We start from the raw sequence: 15,607 nt of genomic DNA, 5'->3' as shown, positions 1-15,607 counted from the left end.
TGCTGCCACCTTGGCAGAGTCACCCGCACAGCGGCGATGATGTTCCGCGGCGGGTTTGCGCCGTGGCCGGTTTCCGCCAGGCAGGACCCGCCGCGGCGATGTGTCCGTGGCTTGTTGTGGCTCGTGGGAGGGGTGAAGGCCGATGCTGGCAGCGATAGGGCTGGACGACACGCACGAGGCGGCGTACCGGGCGCTGGTCTCCGTCGGCGCGGCCGAGGTGGGCGATCTGGCGCGCCGTCTGACGCTGGCCGAGCCGGACACCGAGCGGGCGCTGCGCCGGCTGGAGCGGCAGGGGCTCGCCGCGCAGTCCCCGGCCCGGCCGGGCCGCTGGGTGGCGGCGCCGCCGGGGGTGGCGCTCGGCGCCCTGCTCACCCAGCAGCGGCACGAGCTGGAGAAGGCGGAGCTGGCGGCGGCCATGCTCGCGCAGGAGTACCGGGCGGCGGCGGCCGAGCCGGAGGTGCACGACCTGGTGGAGGTGGTGACCGGCGCGTCGGCGGTCGCCCAGCGCTTCCTCCAGCTCCAGCTGGGTGCGGCGCAGGAGGTGTGCGCGCTGGTCACCGCCCGGCCCCTGGTCGTGTCGGGCCTGGAGAACGAGGCGGAGGAGCAGGCGGCCGTGCGCGGGGTGCGCTACCGGGTGGTCGTGGAGCGTGCGGCGCTGGACCTGCCGCACGCGGTGACGGAGCTGACGGCCGCGCTCGGCCGCGACGAGCGGGTGCGGGTGGTGGACCGGGTGCCGACGAAGCTGGTCGTGGCCGACCGCTCGCTGGCGATGGTGCCGCTCACCTCGACGACGGCGGAACCGGCCGCGCTGGTGGTGCACGCCAGCGGGCTGCTGGAGCTGCTCGCCGGGCTGTTCGAGTCGGTGTGGCGGGAGGCGCTGCCGCTGTGCCTCGGCGCGTCCGGGGTGGCCGAGGCGGAGCCGGACGGCCCGGACGGCACCGATCTGGAGGTGCTGTCGCTGCTGCTGGCCGGGCTGACCGACGCGAGCGTGGCGAAACAGCTCGATCTGGGTCTGCGCACGGTGCAGCGCCGGGTGCGGCGGCTGATGGAGCTCGCCGGTGTGACGACGCGACTGCAACTGGGCTGGCACGCCTGCGAACGGGGCTGGGTCACCCGCTCCTGAGCAGCACCCCCGCTGCGCGGTCCTGCCGTTCCGTGACTTCTCCGGCACTCTGGGCAGATGGGAGTGTCGCAACTCCTGCTGGTCGGCGTGGTGATCATGCTGGGCCTGTGCGGAGTGCTGGTGCCCGGGGTGCCGGGGTCGTGGCTGGTGTGGGCCGCGGTGCTGTGGTGGGCGCTGACGGATCCGCAGCCGCTGGCCTGGTCCGTCCTGGTGGGCGCGACCGCCGTACTGCTGCTGTCCCTGGCCGTGCGCTGGGCACTGCCGCCGCGCCGACTGCGGCAGAGCGGTGCCACACCGCGGATGGCGGTGTACGCGGGCGGCGGGGCGTTCCTCGGCTTCGTCCTGCTTCCGGTGGTGGGCGCGATGCCGGGCTTCATGGCCGGGATCTACCTGCACGAGCGGCTGCGCCTGGGCCGGCACGGCGAGGCGATGGCCGCGCTGCGTACGGCGATGCGCTCGGGCGGCTCCAGCGTGCTGACCGAACTGTTCGCCTGTCTCCTGATCGCGGGGGCGTGGCTGGGGGCGGTGCTGTGGGGCTGACCACGTGCGACGGCGTGGCTCAGGCGGTCAGGGCCTTGAGCACGGTGTCGGCGACGGCGGCCATGCCGGTGTCGTTGAAGTGCAGGTGGTCGCCGGGGTCGTAGGCGGGCAGGATGCGGGCCCGGTCGTCCGGGTCGCGGACGGCGGCGTCGGCGTCGGCGACCGCGTCGAAGGCACCGCCGGTGCGGATGAAGCCGTTCACCTGCTGCCGTACCGCCTCGCGGGCGTCGGTGTAGGCGGCGAAGCCGCGGAACGGGGTGAGGGTGACGCCGATGACCCGGATGCCCCGGGCGTGGGCGCGGGCGACGAGCGTGCGGTAGGCGTCGGCATAGGCGGTGACGTCGTCGGCCGCGGGGCTGCCCTTGATGTCGTTGATGCCCTCCAGGACCACCAGGGCCCGTACGCCCGCGCGGTCCAGGGCGTCGGGGTCGAGCCGGGTGAGGGCGCTCGGCCCGACGCCGTCGTGCAGCAGCCGGTTCCCTGAGATACCGGCGTTGAGGACGCCGTACCGGCCGGCGCGCAGCGTGGCGGCGAGCCGGTCGGGCCAGCGGTGGTTGGTGTCGGGGGTGGAACCGTTTCCGTCGGTGAGGGAGTCGCCGAACGCGACGACGCTGCCGGCGGAGTCGCCGAGGACGTCGACGCCGGTGACGTAGTACCAGCGGGTGACGGTGGCCGTGTAGTCGGCGCCGTCCGTGTCGGCGGCGCGGCCCGCGCCGCCGGCGGCCACGTAGCTGGTCTGCAGGGCGGTCTGGTGGGTGGTCGCGGGGCCGCTGTCGCCGGGTGTGTACACGGTGACGAGGAGGTCGGCGGCGGCCGGGACGCGCAGCGGCACCGGGTCGGTGACCGTGTCCTGGCCCGGCGCGACCGTGACGGCGGGGGCACCCTGGAAGGTGGCGGTGCGCAGCGTGCCGGGCAGGGCGTCCGGGCCGGCCGCCGCGCGCAGCGCGACGGTGACCGCGCCGAGGTTCAGGGGCGCGGTGCCGAACCGGTTGCTGAGCCGTACGCGCACCGCGTCGCCGCCGACGCTGAGGTGGACGACGTTGCGGATGGCGGCGCCGGGCCGGGCGGCGGCGGTCCCGGAGGGGGCGGTCTCCCAGCTGCCGGTCCACAGGGGCAGCGCCGCCGGCTGCGGGTGGGCGAGGGCCGGCGCCGCCAGGCCGGGCAGCACCGCCAGCAGCAGCACCGCGAGGATCCGTCCGACCTTGGCCATGTCTCCGCCCGCCTTCGCCGTGGCTCGTCGGAGGCGACCGTCCCACACGCCCGGCCCGTACCCCCGCAGCGTGCACGGTGGTCCACCCGCTCGGCGTAACACCGGCCCCACGAAGGCGGGATGACCCGAAGGACACCCCCTGGCCTTCCAGCGCGCCCTCCAGGCCCAGCGGCGGCACCTTGCGGTCGAGGCCGCCCGCGTACCCGGTCTGCGAGCCGTCCGCGCCGGTCACCCGGTGGCAAGGGCGCACGATCAGCGGGGGGTTGGCGCCGAGCCGCGCGGGGATCTCGCCGTAGGTGACCGTGCTGCCGTACGGCAGCACGGGGGGACCCCCACCTGAACGCGGTGCCCCGAGCGGCCGACGGAGGCCGGAACGCGGCGAGTTCACCGGTGAAGCAGGCGCCGGGCTGGTCCGCGGCGGCGCGCAACGGCCCCGGGTAGCGCTGCCGCCCCCGCCTCGTGAGCAGCAGCGGGCCGGCCGGGAAGTCCAGCCGTGTCCGGTACCTGTCGGCCTCAGCCCAACTCCCCTGCCACGCGAAGGTGTTGGACGGCGTACGACCGCCAGGGGCGCCAGCTTTCGGGGGCCTCGGTGCCGGGCGGGGCGACGTCCGGATCGCCGAGGGCGCGGACGCGGACGGCGGCGGCGACGGCCGGGTCCATGCCGGGCAGCGCGCGCAGGGCGGCCGCGGCGTCGTCCCGGTCGGCGCCCGCGTCCAGCCGCAGGGTGCCGTCGGCGAGGGCCGCGGCGAGCGCGCCCAGCGGGCCGCCGGGCTCGGCCTCGGCGAGCACGGCGGGCTCCGGGAAGAGATGGGTCAGGCTGCCGCTGGGCGCGTCGAGCGCCTTGCCGCAGCGGCGCACCAGCGGCTCGGCGCCCGCGCTGCCCACCAGTGCGCGCACGGCGGGCTCCAGCGGGTCGACGGCGCCGGGCGAGCGCAGTCCGGGCCGGGCGGCGACCAGCGGGGCGAGCCGCGGGTCGGCGCCGAGCCGCTCGTCCACGGCGTACGGGTCGGCGTCGAGGTCGAACAGCCGCCGCAGCCGCTGCACCGCGGTCGTCAGGTCCCTCGGGTCGGTGAGGTGCAGCCGCGCGTCGAGCCAGCCGCCCGGCCGGGTGCCGGTGCGCGGCGCCCGGGTCCGCTCCTCGACGGCGACGATCCCGGTGCCGTACGGCAGCCGCAGCGTGCGCCGGTAGGTACGGCCGCCCGGCGGACCGCAGACCTCCTCGATCCCGGCGACCGCCTCGGCCGCCAGCTGGTCGAAGACCGCGGCGGTCTGGTACGGGCCCCGGTGGGCGAGCCGCAGCGGTATGCCGGCGCCGGGGGCCGGGCGGCGGCCGTCGCGGGCGCGCGGGGCGGCGGCGCGCACCTCGGTCGGTGTCGAGGCGTACACCTCCCGGACGGTGTCGTTGAACTGCCGCACGCTGGCGAACCCGGCGGCGAACGCGATCTCGGTGACGGGCAGCCCCGTGGTCTGGAGCAGCACCCGCGCGGTGTGCGCCCGCTGGGCCCGGGCGAGCGCCACCGGTCCGGCGCCGAGTTCGGCGGTGAGCTGGCGCTGCACCTGCCGGGCGCTGTAGCCGAGCCGGGAGGCGAGCCCGGAGACGCCCTCGCGGTCCACGACGCCGTCGGAGATCAGCCGCACGGCCCGGCCGACCACGTCCGCCCGTACGTTCCACTCCGCCGACCCCGGCACCGCGTCCGGCCGGCACCGCCGGCAGGCCCGGAACCCGGATCCCTGCGCGGCGGCGGCCGTGGCGAAGAAGCGCACGTTGTGCCGCTTGGGCGTCACCGCCGGGCAGCTGGGCCGGCAGTAGATCCCGGTGGTCTCGACGGCGAAGAAGAACGCCCCGTCGAACCGCCCGTCCCGGCTGCGCACCGCCTCGTACCTGCTGTCCTCGTCCATCACGCCTTCCAGTGTGGGCCGGGGAGAGGGACGAGGCTGGCGGAAATCGGACGCGACGCCGGGGACGCGCCTACCGATACCGCGCCCGCTTGAGCTCCCTCGCCGCCTTGCCCTCGGCCTCCTTCCGCCGCCAGTGCCGCCCGCGCTCCGCACGCACGCGTGCGTCGGTCTTGGCGACGATCCACTGGTTCTCGCGCGTCAGCTTGCGGTAGCTCTCCAGTCGCCGCGCGGGCAGTTCCCCGCCGTCCACGGCGGAGCGGACCGCGCAGTCCGGCTCCGCCTCGTGCGCGCAGTCGGGGAAGCGGCACCGCGCGGCCAGCTCCTCGATCTCGGAGAACACCTGCCCGACCCCGCTCGCGGCGTCGAACAGGCCGACCCCGCGCAGCCCGGGGGTGTCGATCAGCACCCCGCCCGAGGGCAGGACGAGCAGATTGCGGGTGGTGGTGGTGTGCCGCCCCTTGCCGTCGACGTCCCGCGCGGCCCGTACGTCCATGACGTCCGCACCGACGAGGGCGTTGGCCAGCGTGGACTTGCCGGCGCCGGACTGGCCGAGCAGCACGGACGTACCGGAGCCGACGAGCGCGACGAGGGCGTCGAGCCCGTCGCCGTGCAGGGCGCTGACGCCGAGCACGGGTACGCCGGGCGCGCTGGTCCCGACGTCGTGCACGAGGTGGGCGAGGGTGACCGGGTCCGGCACGAGGTCGGCCTTGCCGAGGACGACGACGGGCTGGGCGCCCGACTCGCAGGAGAGCGCCGACTTATGCAGCAGCGCCTCACCACTCGAGCAGGACATGGCCAAGGCCAGGAACCGCTCGATCCGCCCGAGGTCCAGTTCGCCCGCGAGCGACACACAGATGACGACGTGATCGATGTTAGTGGCCAGCACCTGGCCGTCGGAACGCTTGGACGAGGTCGAGCGCACGAAGGCGGTTCGGCGAGGCAGCAGCGTCCGCACGTACCGCGGATCGCTGCCCTCAGGGTCGACCGCGACCCAGTCCCCCGTGCACACCACCTTCATCGGGTCGCGGGGGACGACGAACTCGGTGTCGGCACGGACGGTACCGCCAGGGGTGACGACGTCGCACTGGCCCCGGTCGACCCGCACGACACGGCCGGGCAGAAAGCCCTGCCCGGCATAGGGAGCGAACTCGGCTTCCCAGCCCTCGTCCCAGCCGTACAGGGCGAGAGGATGCAAGGAAGACGAGGACGAACCCACGAGAGAAGAGAAAGACAAGGGAGGACCCTTCACAAGGGTGGCCTCGGCGCCGCGCTCACGGGCGCGGGAGAAGAGTGAGGTCAGCCGGGGACCACGGAGGTGGACTGAATGAACTTCCGAATGCGGGCAACGCCCGTCTCAACGACAGCCATCGGTCACACCTCCCGTTCTCCGCACGACTGACCGCGGCAGCCAACGGCCACCGCGAGGAGCAGGCTCCACTCTAGGGGGGCTCGCTCTGCGGCACCACAGAATTTCGCCCGTCGTTCCTCGAGGGGACGGCCAGGCCGCCTCCGGTGGACGACGGGCTCGGCACCCCATGCGCCGCCGGCCTCCTGGAGTCGCGCCGTCAGCCCCCCGGTCGTGAAGCGCCGCCGTGACCGGCCCGGCTGCGGCCCGGCAACAGCGGAGACATGTGTCAGAGTGGAGAGGCGAGACGACGACGTCCGCGGACGGAGGAGACAGGAGGGGGCGTCCTGTCATGTCCATATATTTCGATCCCCACAATTCGGCCATGGCCCGCTCTGTCCCCATCGACCGGCGGAGCGAGGAGTACGCGGACCTCTTTGGGCAGGCCCCGGTGATCTTCGCTGCGCTCAGTGGCCCGAGACACCTGCTGGAAGTGGCGAACTCGGCATTCTTCGAGGCCATGGGGTGCGACCGCGGGCGTGTCGGCGAGTCGGTCGGAGAGGTGATTCCGGAATTGGTTCCGCAGGGCGTCCTCGACCGGCTCGACGAGGTCTACCGCACCGGTGTCGCGTACCGGGCCCGGGACGGGCGGCTGATGCTGGGAGAGCCGGGCCGGCAGCGGGAGGGGTTCTTCGACTTCACCTACGAGCCCCGTTGGGACGGGGCCGGCCGGATCGACGGGGTCGTGGTGATCGCGGTCGAGACCACCGCGTACCACGACGCGCATCTCCTGGCCTCGGAGCAGCGCGTGTTGCTGGAGCAGATCGCACGCGACGCCCCTCTCGCCGAGATCCTCGACGGCATGGTCACGGCAATCGAAGAGTTCTCCCCGGACATGATCGTCTCGGTACTGCTCGTCGATCCCGACGGACAGCACCTGCGGCACGGCACCGCCCCGCACCTGCCCGCCTTCTACAACGAGGCGATCGACGGGACACCCATCGCCGATGGTGCCGGCTCGTGCGGCACGGCCGCCTTCCGGCGCGAACCCGTGATCGTCACGGACATCGCCACCGACCCCCTGTGGAAGGACTACCGCGACCTGGCGCTGCGGGCCGGGGTCGCGGCGTGCTGGTCCACGCCGATCCAGGACGCGGACGGCCGGCTGCTGGGCACGTTCGCGATGTACCACAGCACCCCCAAGGCTCCTGCGGACAGGGATGTGAAGCTCAGCGTCGCGTTCGCACGCATAGCCGCGCTGGCCATCGAGCGCCACTGTGCGGTGGAGGCGCGGCGCGCCGCCCAGGAGCGCGAGAAGGCAGTCCGTGAGGATCTGGCCTTCCTGCTGGAAGCGAGCACCGCCATCACGGGCGAGACACACTATTCGGAGAGCCTCCAGTGCATGGCCAGGCTGACTGTTCCGGCCCTGGCGCCGCTGTGTGCCGTCCACGTGGTCGAGCGCGGACGGACCCGCCGCGTCGCCGTCGCCGCCTCGACCCGGGAGGGGGAACAGCTCCTCTCCTCCCCCGCGCTGTGCGACGACGTGGACGCCGCCGTCGCCCGTGTGCTGGCCTCCGGCGCCCTCGAGACGACCCACACGGGCAACCCCTGCGCGCAGCTCGGCGTCACGGGTTACGTGTGCGTGCCGCTGGCCACCCGGGGCCGCACCTTCGGCACGCTGACTCTCCTGGCCACCGCCCTGCCCCTGGACGGCCACACGATCGCCCTGGCCCAGGAACTCGCCCGACGGGCCGCTTCGAGTGCCGACAACGCCCACCAGTTCACCGACCGCGTCCGGCTGGCCCACGATCTGCAGGCAGGCCTGCTGCCTCCCGAGTTGCCCAGGATTCCCGGCGTAACCTTGGCCGCCTCGTACCATCCGGCCGGTGAAGGACTCGACGTCGGCGGCGACTTCTTCGACGTCTTCCCGCTGTCCGGCGACCGCTGGGCGCTCATGATCGGCGATGTGTCGGGGCGCGGCGCACTGGCGGCCACCACCACCGGAATGGTCCGCCACACCGCACGCGCCGCCGCCCGCCTCCTGAACGACCCGACCGCGGTGGTCGCCGCCATCAACGACGCGTTGACGGCAGGCACCGCCGATGAGGACCAGTTCGTCTCACTCGTCTACGGCGAGCTGCGGCACTCCCCGTCTCACCTCGCGCTCAGCCTGATTCGAGCAGGCCACGTACCGCCCCTCGTGCGCAGAGCCGACGGCACGGTCGAAGAACTCACGCAACCAGGCCTGCTGTTGGGCATCCGTCCCGACCCCGCCTTCTGCCCGTTCGACATCGACCTGCGCCCCGGCGACAGCCTGGTCCTGGTCACCGACGGCATCACCGAGGCCCGCTCTGCCGACGGCGAACTCTTCGGCGAGGACCGCTTGGCCGACGCGCTCGTCGCCGACCGGGCCACGGCGCCCACCGCCGCCACCCTCATCGAGTCCATCACCGCCGCAGTCACCACGTTCGCAGGCAATGCCGCCCTCGACGACCGGGCCGCGCTGGTTGTCACCGCCACCTGATGGTCACGATGGCGCAGCAGCCCTTGCTGCGCTCACAGCGCGCAGCAGGCAGAAAGTTCAGCCGGAGACCGCAGGTGGAGTGGATGAACTTCCGGATACGGGCAGCGCCCGTCTCAGGCCGTGCTGGTCAAGGAGCCGTATCGGTCCAAGGCGACCAGGTGCTTGCAGAAGTTGCCCTCCATGCCGTACGGGCAGTCGCACTCCCCTGCAAGGCCGTTGGGCCCGTCCAGGATCAGCTCCGCCTGGTAGGCGTCCGTCCCGTGGACGGTGGCCGTGGTCCAGCCGTCGCGCCCTCGCCTCCGGTCGAAAGTGCGTGGCCCGGCCGGCGCCTGCAGGTCGTCCTCGTCGAAGTCCAAGTCCTGTGCCACAGACGCATTCAACCGGAGGAGCGGGGCGCCGGCCTCTGCAGAACCCGCATCGCTGTGTTGGTGGGCGCGCACACCCACACCCGCCCGACAGCCGCGGCTCACGACCGCGACGAGGTCCAGCCTGGCCATTCACGACCAGTCCTGCAACTGCTCTGCGGCGAGCCGCCGGCTGCCGGCCGCGCGCACCTGCCCGAATACCGGAAGCTGCCCGACAAGGCCGACTATGCCTTCCCCGCCGCTCGGCGGCTCGCAGGTCAGCGCTTCTTGGTCTTCTTCTTTTGCGGCGGGGTCCAGTCGCCTCGGTGCAACCGGCAGCGGGAGTAGCCGATCATCGCCGGGTTCTGGCATCGTTTGCCAGTCTTGGTTTTGGTCGACCCGCACTTGACCTGCCTGCCCATTCGTCCTCCCTTGTCCGGTCGAAGGTGGCGCATCTCGAACCCACCTCACCGCACGGAGGAGCTCAACACTCTACTTGCGGCCGCATTCGGCTGATTCGCTCTCCTACATGCCTGAGTCACGACATATAGATCCCCGGGTTGATCACTGTACATACGGCGACCTCGTTGATCACAGGTCGTCGGTGTCATCCGCCGTGTCGAGGCTGATCCCCAGTTCCTCGGCGCTCGACTCGTCGTCCAGGATCGGCTTGCCCATCACGTCCGAGACACTGCGGAGCAGCGCTGCTCTACGGGCGGCGAAGAATCCGTCAAAGTCATCGGTGGCCATGAGTTCCGGTTGGGCCAGGTGAGAGCGAATGCGTTCGGCGACGCTTTCGTGAGGGGTCTGCGCGGTCCTGACCAGACGGCCCAGGTAGTCGGAGGGAGCTGCCCCTCCGATGACTCGGTTGGTGCGGGCGGTCAGCGGTGTCTTGTTGATGATCGAGTTGTAGTCGGCGGGAGCGTATCCGGCTTTTTCGCACCACGTCTTGGGGAAGATGTGGTGGATGTCAATGGCCTCGTCGAAATACCCGGTGACCTCGACCTTCTCTCCGGTGCGCCAGTCCAGGGCCCCCGCCTTGAGCAGGAGTGCGTAAATCCCCTTGTACGCGGCGCTGTTGCGCGTACGGAGAGTCAGCAGGCGTCCGGGAGCGAACTGCGCAGCGGTGACGGTCCGGGGCTCTGCCGCATCCTCGCGGATCCAGTCGACGACATCCGGCAAGTCCTGGCTGAAGCGCGTCTCGGTCGAGCCGCCGTACAGCTCCCCGAACACACCGCACCAGTACCAGCGGGCGAGCTTGTGCTGGGCGCCGGCGCTCTGCGCGGCATCTCCGGCCAGGGCCAGGATCGCGGCAAGCGGTATCAGCTGTGTCCCGTAAGGCAGGAACTTCGTGTCGAAGAGAAACTGCTGGTGCAGGAACTTGGCCGCCGCCTTGAACCCGTCGATGACGGACGGCGAGAAGCGTACGTAGTCCTCCAAGGCGAGGGCGAGCATGTCCTTGGGCTTGCACCCGATGCGCGGCAGTCGCTCCTCTTCCGTCCCGCGTTCGGCCTCGCGCCTGCGCCGTTCGGCCGTGGCCGGCAGGGTGACCGCCTGGAGGAAGTCCGTGTTGGAGACCTCGCGAAGGATGCGGTACTCGGGCGCGTTCCAAGCAGCCCGACACTCCCGCTCCCAGTGGTTGCGTAGATCGAACTCGTCTGCCGCGTAGGTGGCGGTCAGCAGCTCGAAGACGGTCAGGGTGACGCCGCCGGTGTTGACCTTCTCGAACACCTGGCACACGGCTTGGCGTGGGGTCGCCTGTCCGAGTTCGATGACTGGCACGTGGTAGCGGACGAAGGAGCGGACGAACGCCTCGTTGAAGTCGCGCCACAGTCTGCGCTTGTCCTTGTCACCGTCCCAGTAGTCGGTGAACTCGTAACCCCAGTCGCCGCCGTCGAAGACGGCGTGAAGCGGGAAGAGATGTGCCTCGTACTCGCGCTCGGGAGTCGAGTAGTCCTCGACGACCTGCCCCCGGAAGTTGAGGACCTTGCGCGTTTCCGGCAGAAACCGGATGGCGTCCTCCCGGTCGCTGTTCTCGTCGAGAGCCTGAACCATGTCGACGTAGAACCAGCCCGACACCTGATGCTTGCGCAGGTCCTGGGTGACCACTGGACCGTTCAGCTTCAGGGACTGGAACAGCGACGTCAGCCGCTGCTGCCCGTCGAGTACGAGCGTGTCGGGCTCGGGCTCACCGGCCGGGGCGGCCCCGGCTCCGCGCACGCGTGTGCGGTGAGAGAGGTCAGCCGGAGACCACGGAGGTGGAATGGACGAACTTCTGGTCGCGGGCAACGCCCGTCACAGAGACAGCCATCGGTCACACCTCCCGTTTCTCACCCGGCCGACGACAGCGGCCGGCAGCCACTGCGTGCAGCGGATCCCACCGTAGAGGCAGCCGCACTCCGGCACCACCGGTTTTCCGGCGGGGTCACAGGCCGTGCCGGTATGCCGCCCCGGAACGAGCGGCCGGCGCCCAGGTGGCGTCGTCGGCCGCGTACTCGGTCAGCAGGCTGAACATACGGTCGCAGAGCTCCTCGTTGTCGAGCGGGACACCGCTCGGGGCTCCGGTCTCGGCGGCGTACACCTCCTGCACGAGCGCCCACCAGACAAGGTTCCCGCCGCGCCCGAGTTGACGAACGCCACATAGTGCAGGTAGGAGCCATCCAGTCCGTGGGCACCGGGTGTCGAACGGCTGATGCGGTCGGTGACTCCACACATGCCGACGCCCGTCTCAAGCCACGCCGACGACACCTTCCTGACCGCCGACGGCGACGACCCGGTGTCGGCGCGTGTGTTCAGCCGACCGCGCAGGACGCCCCGTTGAGCGTGAAGCCGTGCGGTGCCCGGTTCGCGCCCTGCCAGGTGGCGAGGAAGCCGAAGGACAGGGTGCCGTGCGCGGCGACGGTCCTGTTGTAGTCGGCGGCGGCGGCAGTGACGTGCGCGCCGTCCTGGTGGACGGTGGCGTCCCACATCTGGCCGACCTGTTGGCCGTCGTGGTAGCTCCAGGAGACCTGCCAGTCGGCGAGCGGCCGGTCGGTGGTGACGGTGACGGCGGCCTGGAAACCGGCGGTCCACTGGCTGACGACGTCGTAGGCGACCCGGCAGGACGCGCCGGCCGGTCCGGCGGTGCCCGACTGCTGCTCGGCCGTGGAGGTGCTGCCCTGCGGTTCGGGATCCGGCTGCGTACGGCCGGGGTGCGTCGCCGTACCGCTCGGGGAGGGTGTCGCGGACGACCTGCCCGCGGTGGACGACGACGGCGTGGCGGGGCGGCCGGCGGAGCGGCCCGCGGAGCGGGAGACGCTGGGGTCGGCGACCGGCTGACGGTCGTCGCGGCCACCGGCGGCCGTGTCGTCGCCGGAGCCGCCGAACGGCATCATCGACACACCGAGCGCGAGCGCCGACAGCAGGACGGCGGCGGCGAGCAGCCCGCCGCGCAGCGCCCGGTTGCGGCCGCCGCCCTCCTCGGTGTCACCGGGGTCCGCCTCGGCACCGGGGCGGCCGGCGCCGAGGCGGACCTCGGCGGCGCGCCGGCGGCGCTCCAGGTAGGCGAGGCCGCCCCAGCCGACGACCCCGCCGGCCAGCGCGGCGGGCAGTCCGCCGCCGTGCAGTCGCAGACAGGCGGCGGCCTCGGCACAGCGCACGCAGGTGGCGAGGTGCCGGGAGAGGTCGCCGGGGGTGTCGGCGGCCTGCGAGCGGGTGACCGCGTCGAGCAGCCGCGCGTACGAGCGGCACTGCGCGTCCAGCGGGGTGTCCAGGTGGGCGCGGTGGCAGCGGTCGCGGAACAGGGTGCGGACCTGGTCGAGTTCGTCGCCGACGGTGGCCGGGTCGAGGCCCAGCCTGCGGGCGACGACGGGCAGGGGCAGCGCCTCCACCTCGGCCAGCCAGAGCAGCGAGGCATCGGCTTCCTGCATGTCCCGCAGGCCCCGCAGGGCGATCGGCCGCTCCAACGGCGGTCCCGAACAGCGGGCTGCCTGCCCGGAGTTGAGCCACAGCCGCAGTTCGGGGTCGAGCTTGTGTCCGTCGCCGTCGGCCTCCCAGCCGGCGGCGGTGTCGCGTACGGCGGTGAGCAGGGCCGGGATCGTCGGCAGCCGGGCGCCGCGGCGGCCGGCGCCGCGCACATGGGTGCGCTCGGCCGCGCGGACCTCACGCACGCCGAGCGCGAAGGCCTCGGTGGCCAGTTGATGGGCCGTCACGGACCCAGAGGTGCACAGGTCCGCGTAACTGAGCACCGCGTCCCAGCCCTCCGAGAACAGCGCGGCCTCGGTGGCGTCCTGGGGGGTCGGCAGGTCGGGCATGGGACTCCTGCATCCACGAGCGAGGTCAACTCTCCATAGGCGAAAGGGAGTTGCAGGGAACCTCGCGGCAGAGCACCGAGCCTTTCACGACCCCGACACAACTGACAAGCGGCCTGTTCACATCCGGTGACGCATGGTGGCGGGACGGATGCGCGTCGCGACGAACCCCGACTCCCGCCTCTGGTACGGACGCGGAGGCCGTATCACTCACCGTCCCGCCGGGCCCCTCACCGTCCCGTCGGCTCGCTCGCGGGCTCGTCGGCGGCGGGCAGGCTGTCCATGAAGGAGCTGACCGAGAAGACCGCGCGGCCGGGTCCGGGCGGGCCGTAGCCGGGAGGCGAGGACAGGCCGAAGTCGTCCATCGTCTGCCGGTAGGCCTGGAGCAGCCGGATGTGGTACTCCAGCGGCGCGCCGTGCGGGTTCGCCTTGCCGAGCGGGGTGGTCGGCTCCGGGCACCAGGTGGTGAAGCGGGGCGTGATGCCGTGCGACATGAAGAAGCGCAGCCCCTCGGTGGTCGACGCGATCGCCTCGTCCACCGTCGTGAAGCCGAACGGCTCGGCCATCTCCACGCCCGCCACGAAGTTGGGGATCACGTTGCGCGCGCCGAAGACCTCCGCGGAGTCGAGGATCCGCCGGTGCCACTCGTCGCGGCCGACGTAGCGCTCCTTGCCGGGGCAGTACAGCTCGAACAGCCGGCGGTCCCACACCTCGAAGTTGGGGTGGTAGATCTGCACTCCGTAGTCCTTGAACCGCTGCACGTCGTCACGCGGCAGCGCCTGCGCGACGACCTTGCCGATCCAGCGGCCCGGGAAGCGCTCCTCGATGGCCTTGGCGTAGTGGCCGTAGAAGTCGGCCTCGTCGCGCCCGGCGACCGTCTTGGTGATCGCACCGCCGGTGAGCGTGTACGCGGTGGACGCCTTCTGGGTGTCGTACCGGTCGATGATCTCCAGCGCCTCCAGGACCTCCTCCACGTCCTTGACGCCGGTGTACGGCCGCCCGGCCGCCTTGTGCTGGCGCCAGTTGTGGTTGATGTCGCAGTACTGGCACTCCTCCTTGGCACCGAAGTACTGGCAGACCCGGAAGACCGTGAGGTAGATCAGGTAGCCCCACTGGATGGTCGGGGCGACCTCCATCACGGACTTCCCGTTGGAGAGGGTGTGCCGGTAGTACTCCGGCATGGGCGGCACGCCGACGTCCGCGATCCGCCTGCCGTCGAGGTAGAGCCCGAGCAGCCCGTCCTCGTCGGCGGCGACCCGGTAGGGCGAGGCGGGGTTCACCCGTACGGAGACGACGGTGCGGCGCAGGTCGTACGGGCCGCCGGTGAGGATGATCTCCTCCGGGGGCCGGCGCAGCGCGGCCTCGCCCAGCTCGGGCAGGGTGCCGTGGTCGAAGGAGAAGATGAAGTACGACTTCGGCTTGACCTCGCCGCTCTCGTTGTCACTGAGGGCGGACGGGTCGAAGGCGACGCCGCCGCGGAGCAGGTCCTCTTTGAAAACGGCTTCCCGCGGCACCTGCGGGAACCGCTCCATCAGATCCTCGACCAGCGCGGTACGACTGCCCATCCGTCTGTCTCCTCCCGGTTCAGGCGTATGTCTCACACCGTATGCCCCCGCTCCGGGCTCAGCCGTGCCGGGTCCCCGCACGGCGTGCGATGTGGTCCGGTACGGCGATGCCGGGCGGCAGTGCCGGGTCGGGCTGCGGGGTGCCCCAGCGCGGGGTCAGCGGCAGGACGCCGGCCCACAGACCGAGGGCCGCGTCGGGTCCGTCGCCGTCCTCCGGGGCGCCGGTGCGGATCTTGACGGAGGCCTCTTCGAGGGAGAGCGCGAGGAGGGTGGTGGCCGCGAGTTCCTTGCGGCTGGGGAGCCGGGCGTACGACCACTGCCCCGGCGCGGAGTGCTCGGTGAGCAGGCGCAGCCCCTCCAGCTTCCGGTCGGGGTCGGTGATCTTGCGTGCGATGCCGTGGATCATGGCGCTGCGGTAGTTGACGCCGTGCTCGAAGACGGACCGCGCGAGCACGAGCCCGTCGACGTGCGTGACGGTGACGCAGACCGGGGTGTCGCCGGCGAGACTGCGACTGGCCACGGACCCGTGGAGATACAGCCACCGCGCGTCGCGCCCGTACACGGTCGGCACGACGACCGGCCGTCCGTCCACCACCACGCCGAGGTGACAGACGAACCCGGCGTCGAGAACCGCCTCCAGCTCCGACCGCTCCAGGCTGCCCTGCTCGCGCAGGCGGCGCTGGCGGGTGCGGTCGGTGACGGGCAGGCGGGCGGGAAGCGGTTCCTGACTCATGCAGGAGAACATACCGATATCGTGGTAGAGGAGCC

At 72.2% G+C, this 15,607-nt stretch carries 12 protein-coding genes and 2 pseudogenes; 3 read left to right on the top strand and 11 right to left on the bottom strand.

Translation table 11 applies throughout. The features are described 5' to 3' along the window. Positions 1–142: 142 nt before the first annotated feature. Positions 143–1,123, top strand: a complete 981-nt coding sequence (locus tag BIV25_RS19240; RefSeq protein ID WP_071373576.1) for a LuxR family transcriptional regulator — start codon at positions 143–145, stop codon at positions 1,121–1,123. Between the two features lie 57 nt (positions 1,124–1,180). Further along, positions 1,181–1,663: a DUF456 domain-containing protein gene (locus BIV25_RS19235; protein WP_071373575.1), complete on the top strand. Its 483-nt coding sequence runs from the start codon at positions 1,181–1,183 to the stop codon at positions 1,661–1,663. Positions 1,664–1,682: 19 nt separating this feature from the next. On the opposite strand, the gene BIV25_RS19230 is transcribed toward BIV25_RS19235, so the two are convergent. The 4 genes and pseudogenes from BIV25_RS19230 to rsgA all read right to left on the bottom strand — a co-directional run bounded on the left by BIV25_RS19230 (position 1,683) and on the right by rsgA (position 6,006). Continuing rightward, the gene (locus BIV25_RS19230; RefSeq protein WP_071373574.1) at positions 1,683–2,873 is read right to left on the bottom strand and encodes a GDSL-type esterase/lipase family protein; all 1,191 of its coding nucleotides are present in this window, start codon (positions 2,871–2,873) and stop codon (positions 1,683–1,685) included. A gap of 214 nt (positions 2,874–3,087) precedes the next feature. Further along, positions 3,088–3,195, bottom strand: a pseudogene (locus tag BIV25_RS54400) (cysteine methyltransferase); the annotation flags it as partial. Between the two features lie 191 nt (positions 3,196–3,386). Continuing rightward, positions 3,387–4,772: a bifunctional transcriptional activator/DNA repair enzyme AdaA gene (locus BIV25_RS19225; RefSeq protein WP_177235335.1), complete on the bottom strand. Its 1,386-nt coding sequence runs from the start codon at positions 4,770–4,772 to the stop codon at positions 3,387–3,389. Positions 4,773–4,842: 70 nt separating this feature from the next. Then, positions 4,843–6,006: a ribosome small subunit-dependent GTPase A gene (gene rsgA / locus BIV25_RS19220; RefSeq protein WP_371273039.1), complete on the bottom strand. Its 1,164-nt coding sequence runs from the start codon at positions 6,004–6,006 to the stop codon at positions 4,843–4,845. Between the two features lie 496 nt (positions 6,007–6,502). Between rsgA and BIV25_RS19215 the strand changes: the two genes are divergently transcribed. Beyond that, a complete protein-coding gene (locus tag BIV25_RS19215; protein WP_177235333.1) occupies positions 6,503–8,641 on the top strand; it encodes a SpoIIE family protein phosphatase in 2,139 nt (712 codons plus the stop codon). Positions 8,642–8,787: 146 nt separating this feature from the next. Here the strand turns inward: BIV25_RS19215 and BIV25_RS49315 are convergent. From BIV25_RS49315 to BIV25_RS19190, 7 genes and pseudogenes are all read right to left on the bottom strand, one after another. Continuing rightward, positions 8,788–8,997: pseudogene (locus BIV25_RS49315) on the bottom strand (SWIM zinc finger domain-containing protein); the annotation flags it as partial. Between the two features lie 141 nt (positions 8,998–9,138). Further along, positions 9,139–9,390 (bottom strand): hypothetical protein, encoded by a 252-nt coding sequence (locus tag BIV25_RS51100; RefSeq protein ID WP_177235332.1) that lies wholly within the window; start codon positions 9,388–9,390, stop codon positions 9,139–9,141. A 186-nt stretch (positions 9,391–9,576) separates the two neighbouring features. Next, entirely contained in the window at positions 9,577–11,205 is a 1,629-nt protein-coding gene (locus tag BIV25_RS19205; RefSeq protein ID WP_256255921.1) for a DUF262 domain-containing protein, read from the bottom strand. Between the two features lie 205 nt (positions 11,206–11,410). Next, entirely contained in the window at positions 11,411–11,575 is a 165-nt protein-coding gene (locus tag BIV25_RS51095; RefSeq protein ID WP_177235331.1) for a hypothetical protein, read from the bottom strand. A 202-nt stretch (positions 11,576–11,777) separates the two neighbouring features. Beyond that, the gene (locus BIV25_RS19200) at positions 11,778–13,277 is read right to left on the bottom strand and encodes a cellulose-binding domain-containing protein (RefSeq protein WP_071373569.1); all 1,500 of its coding nucleotides are present in this window, start codon (positions 13,275–13,277) and stop codon (positions 11,778–11,780) included. Between the two features lie 227 nt (positions 13,278–13,504). Continuing rightward, on the bottom strand, positions 13,505–14,839 hold the full coding sequence (locus BIV25_RS19195; protein WP_071373568.1) for a radical SAM protein: 1,335 nt from the start codon (positions 14,837–14,839) through the stop codon (positions 13,505–13,507). A 58-nt stretch (positions 14,840–14,897) separates the two neighbouring features. After that, on the bottom strand, positions 14,898–15,572 hold the full coding sequence (locus BIV25_RS19190; protein ID WP_071373667.1) for a pyridoxamine 5'-phosphate oxidase family protein: 675 nt from the start codon (positions 15,570–15,572) through the stop codon (positions 14,898–14,900). Positions 15,573–15,607: the final 35 nt, after the last annotated feature.

Source organism: Streptomyces sp. MUSC 14 (assembly GCF_001866675.1).
Lineage (GTDB): Bacteria > Actinomycetota > Actinomycetes > Streptomycetales > Streptomycetaceae > Streptomyces.
This window is presented reverse-complemented; position numbering and strand designations above follow the sequence as displayed.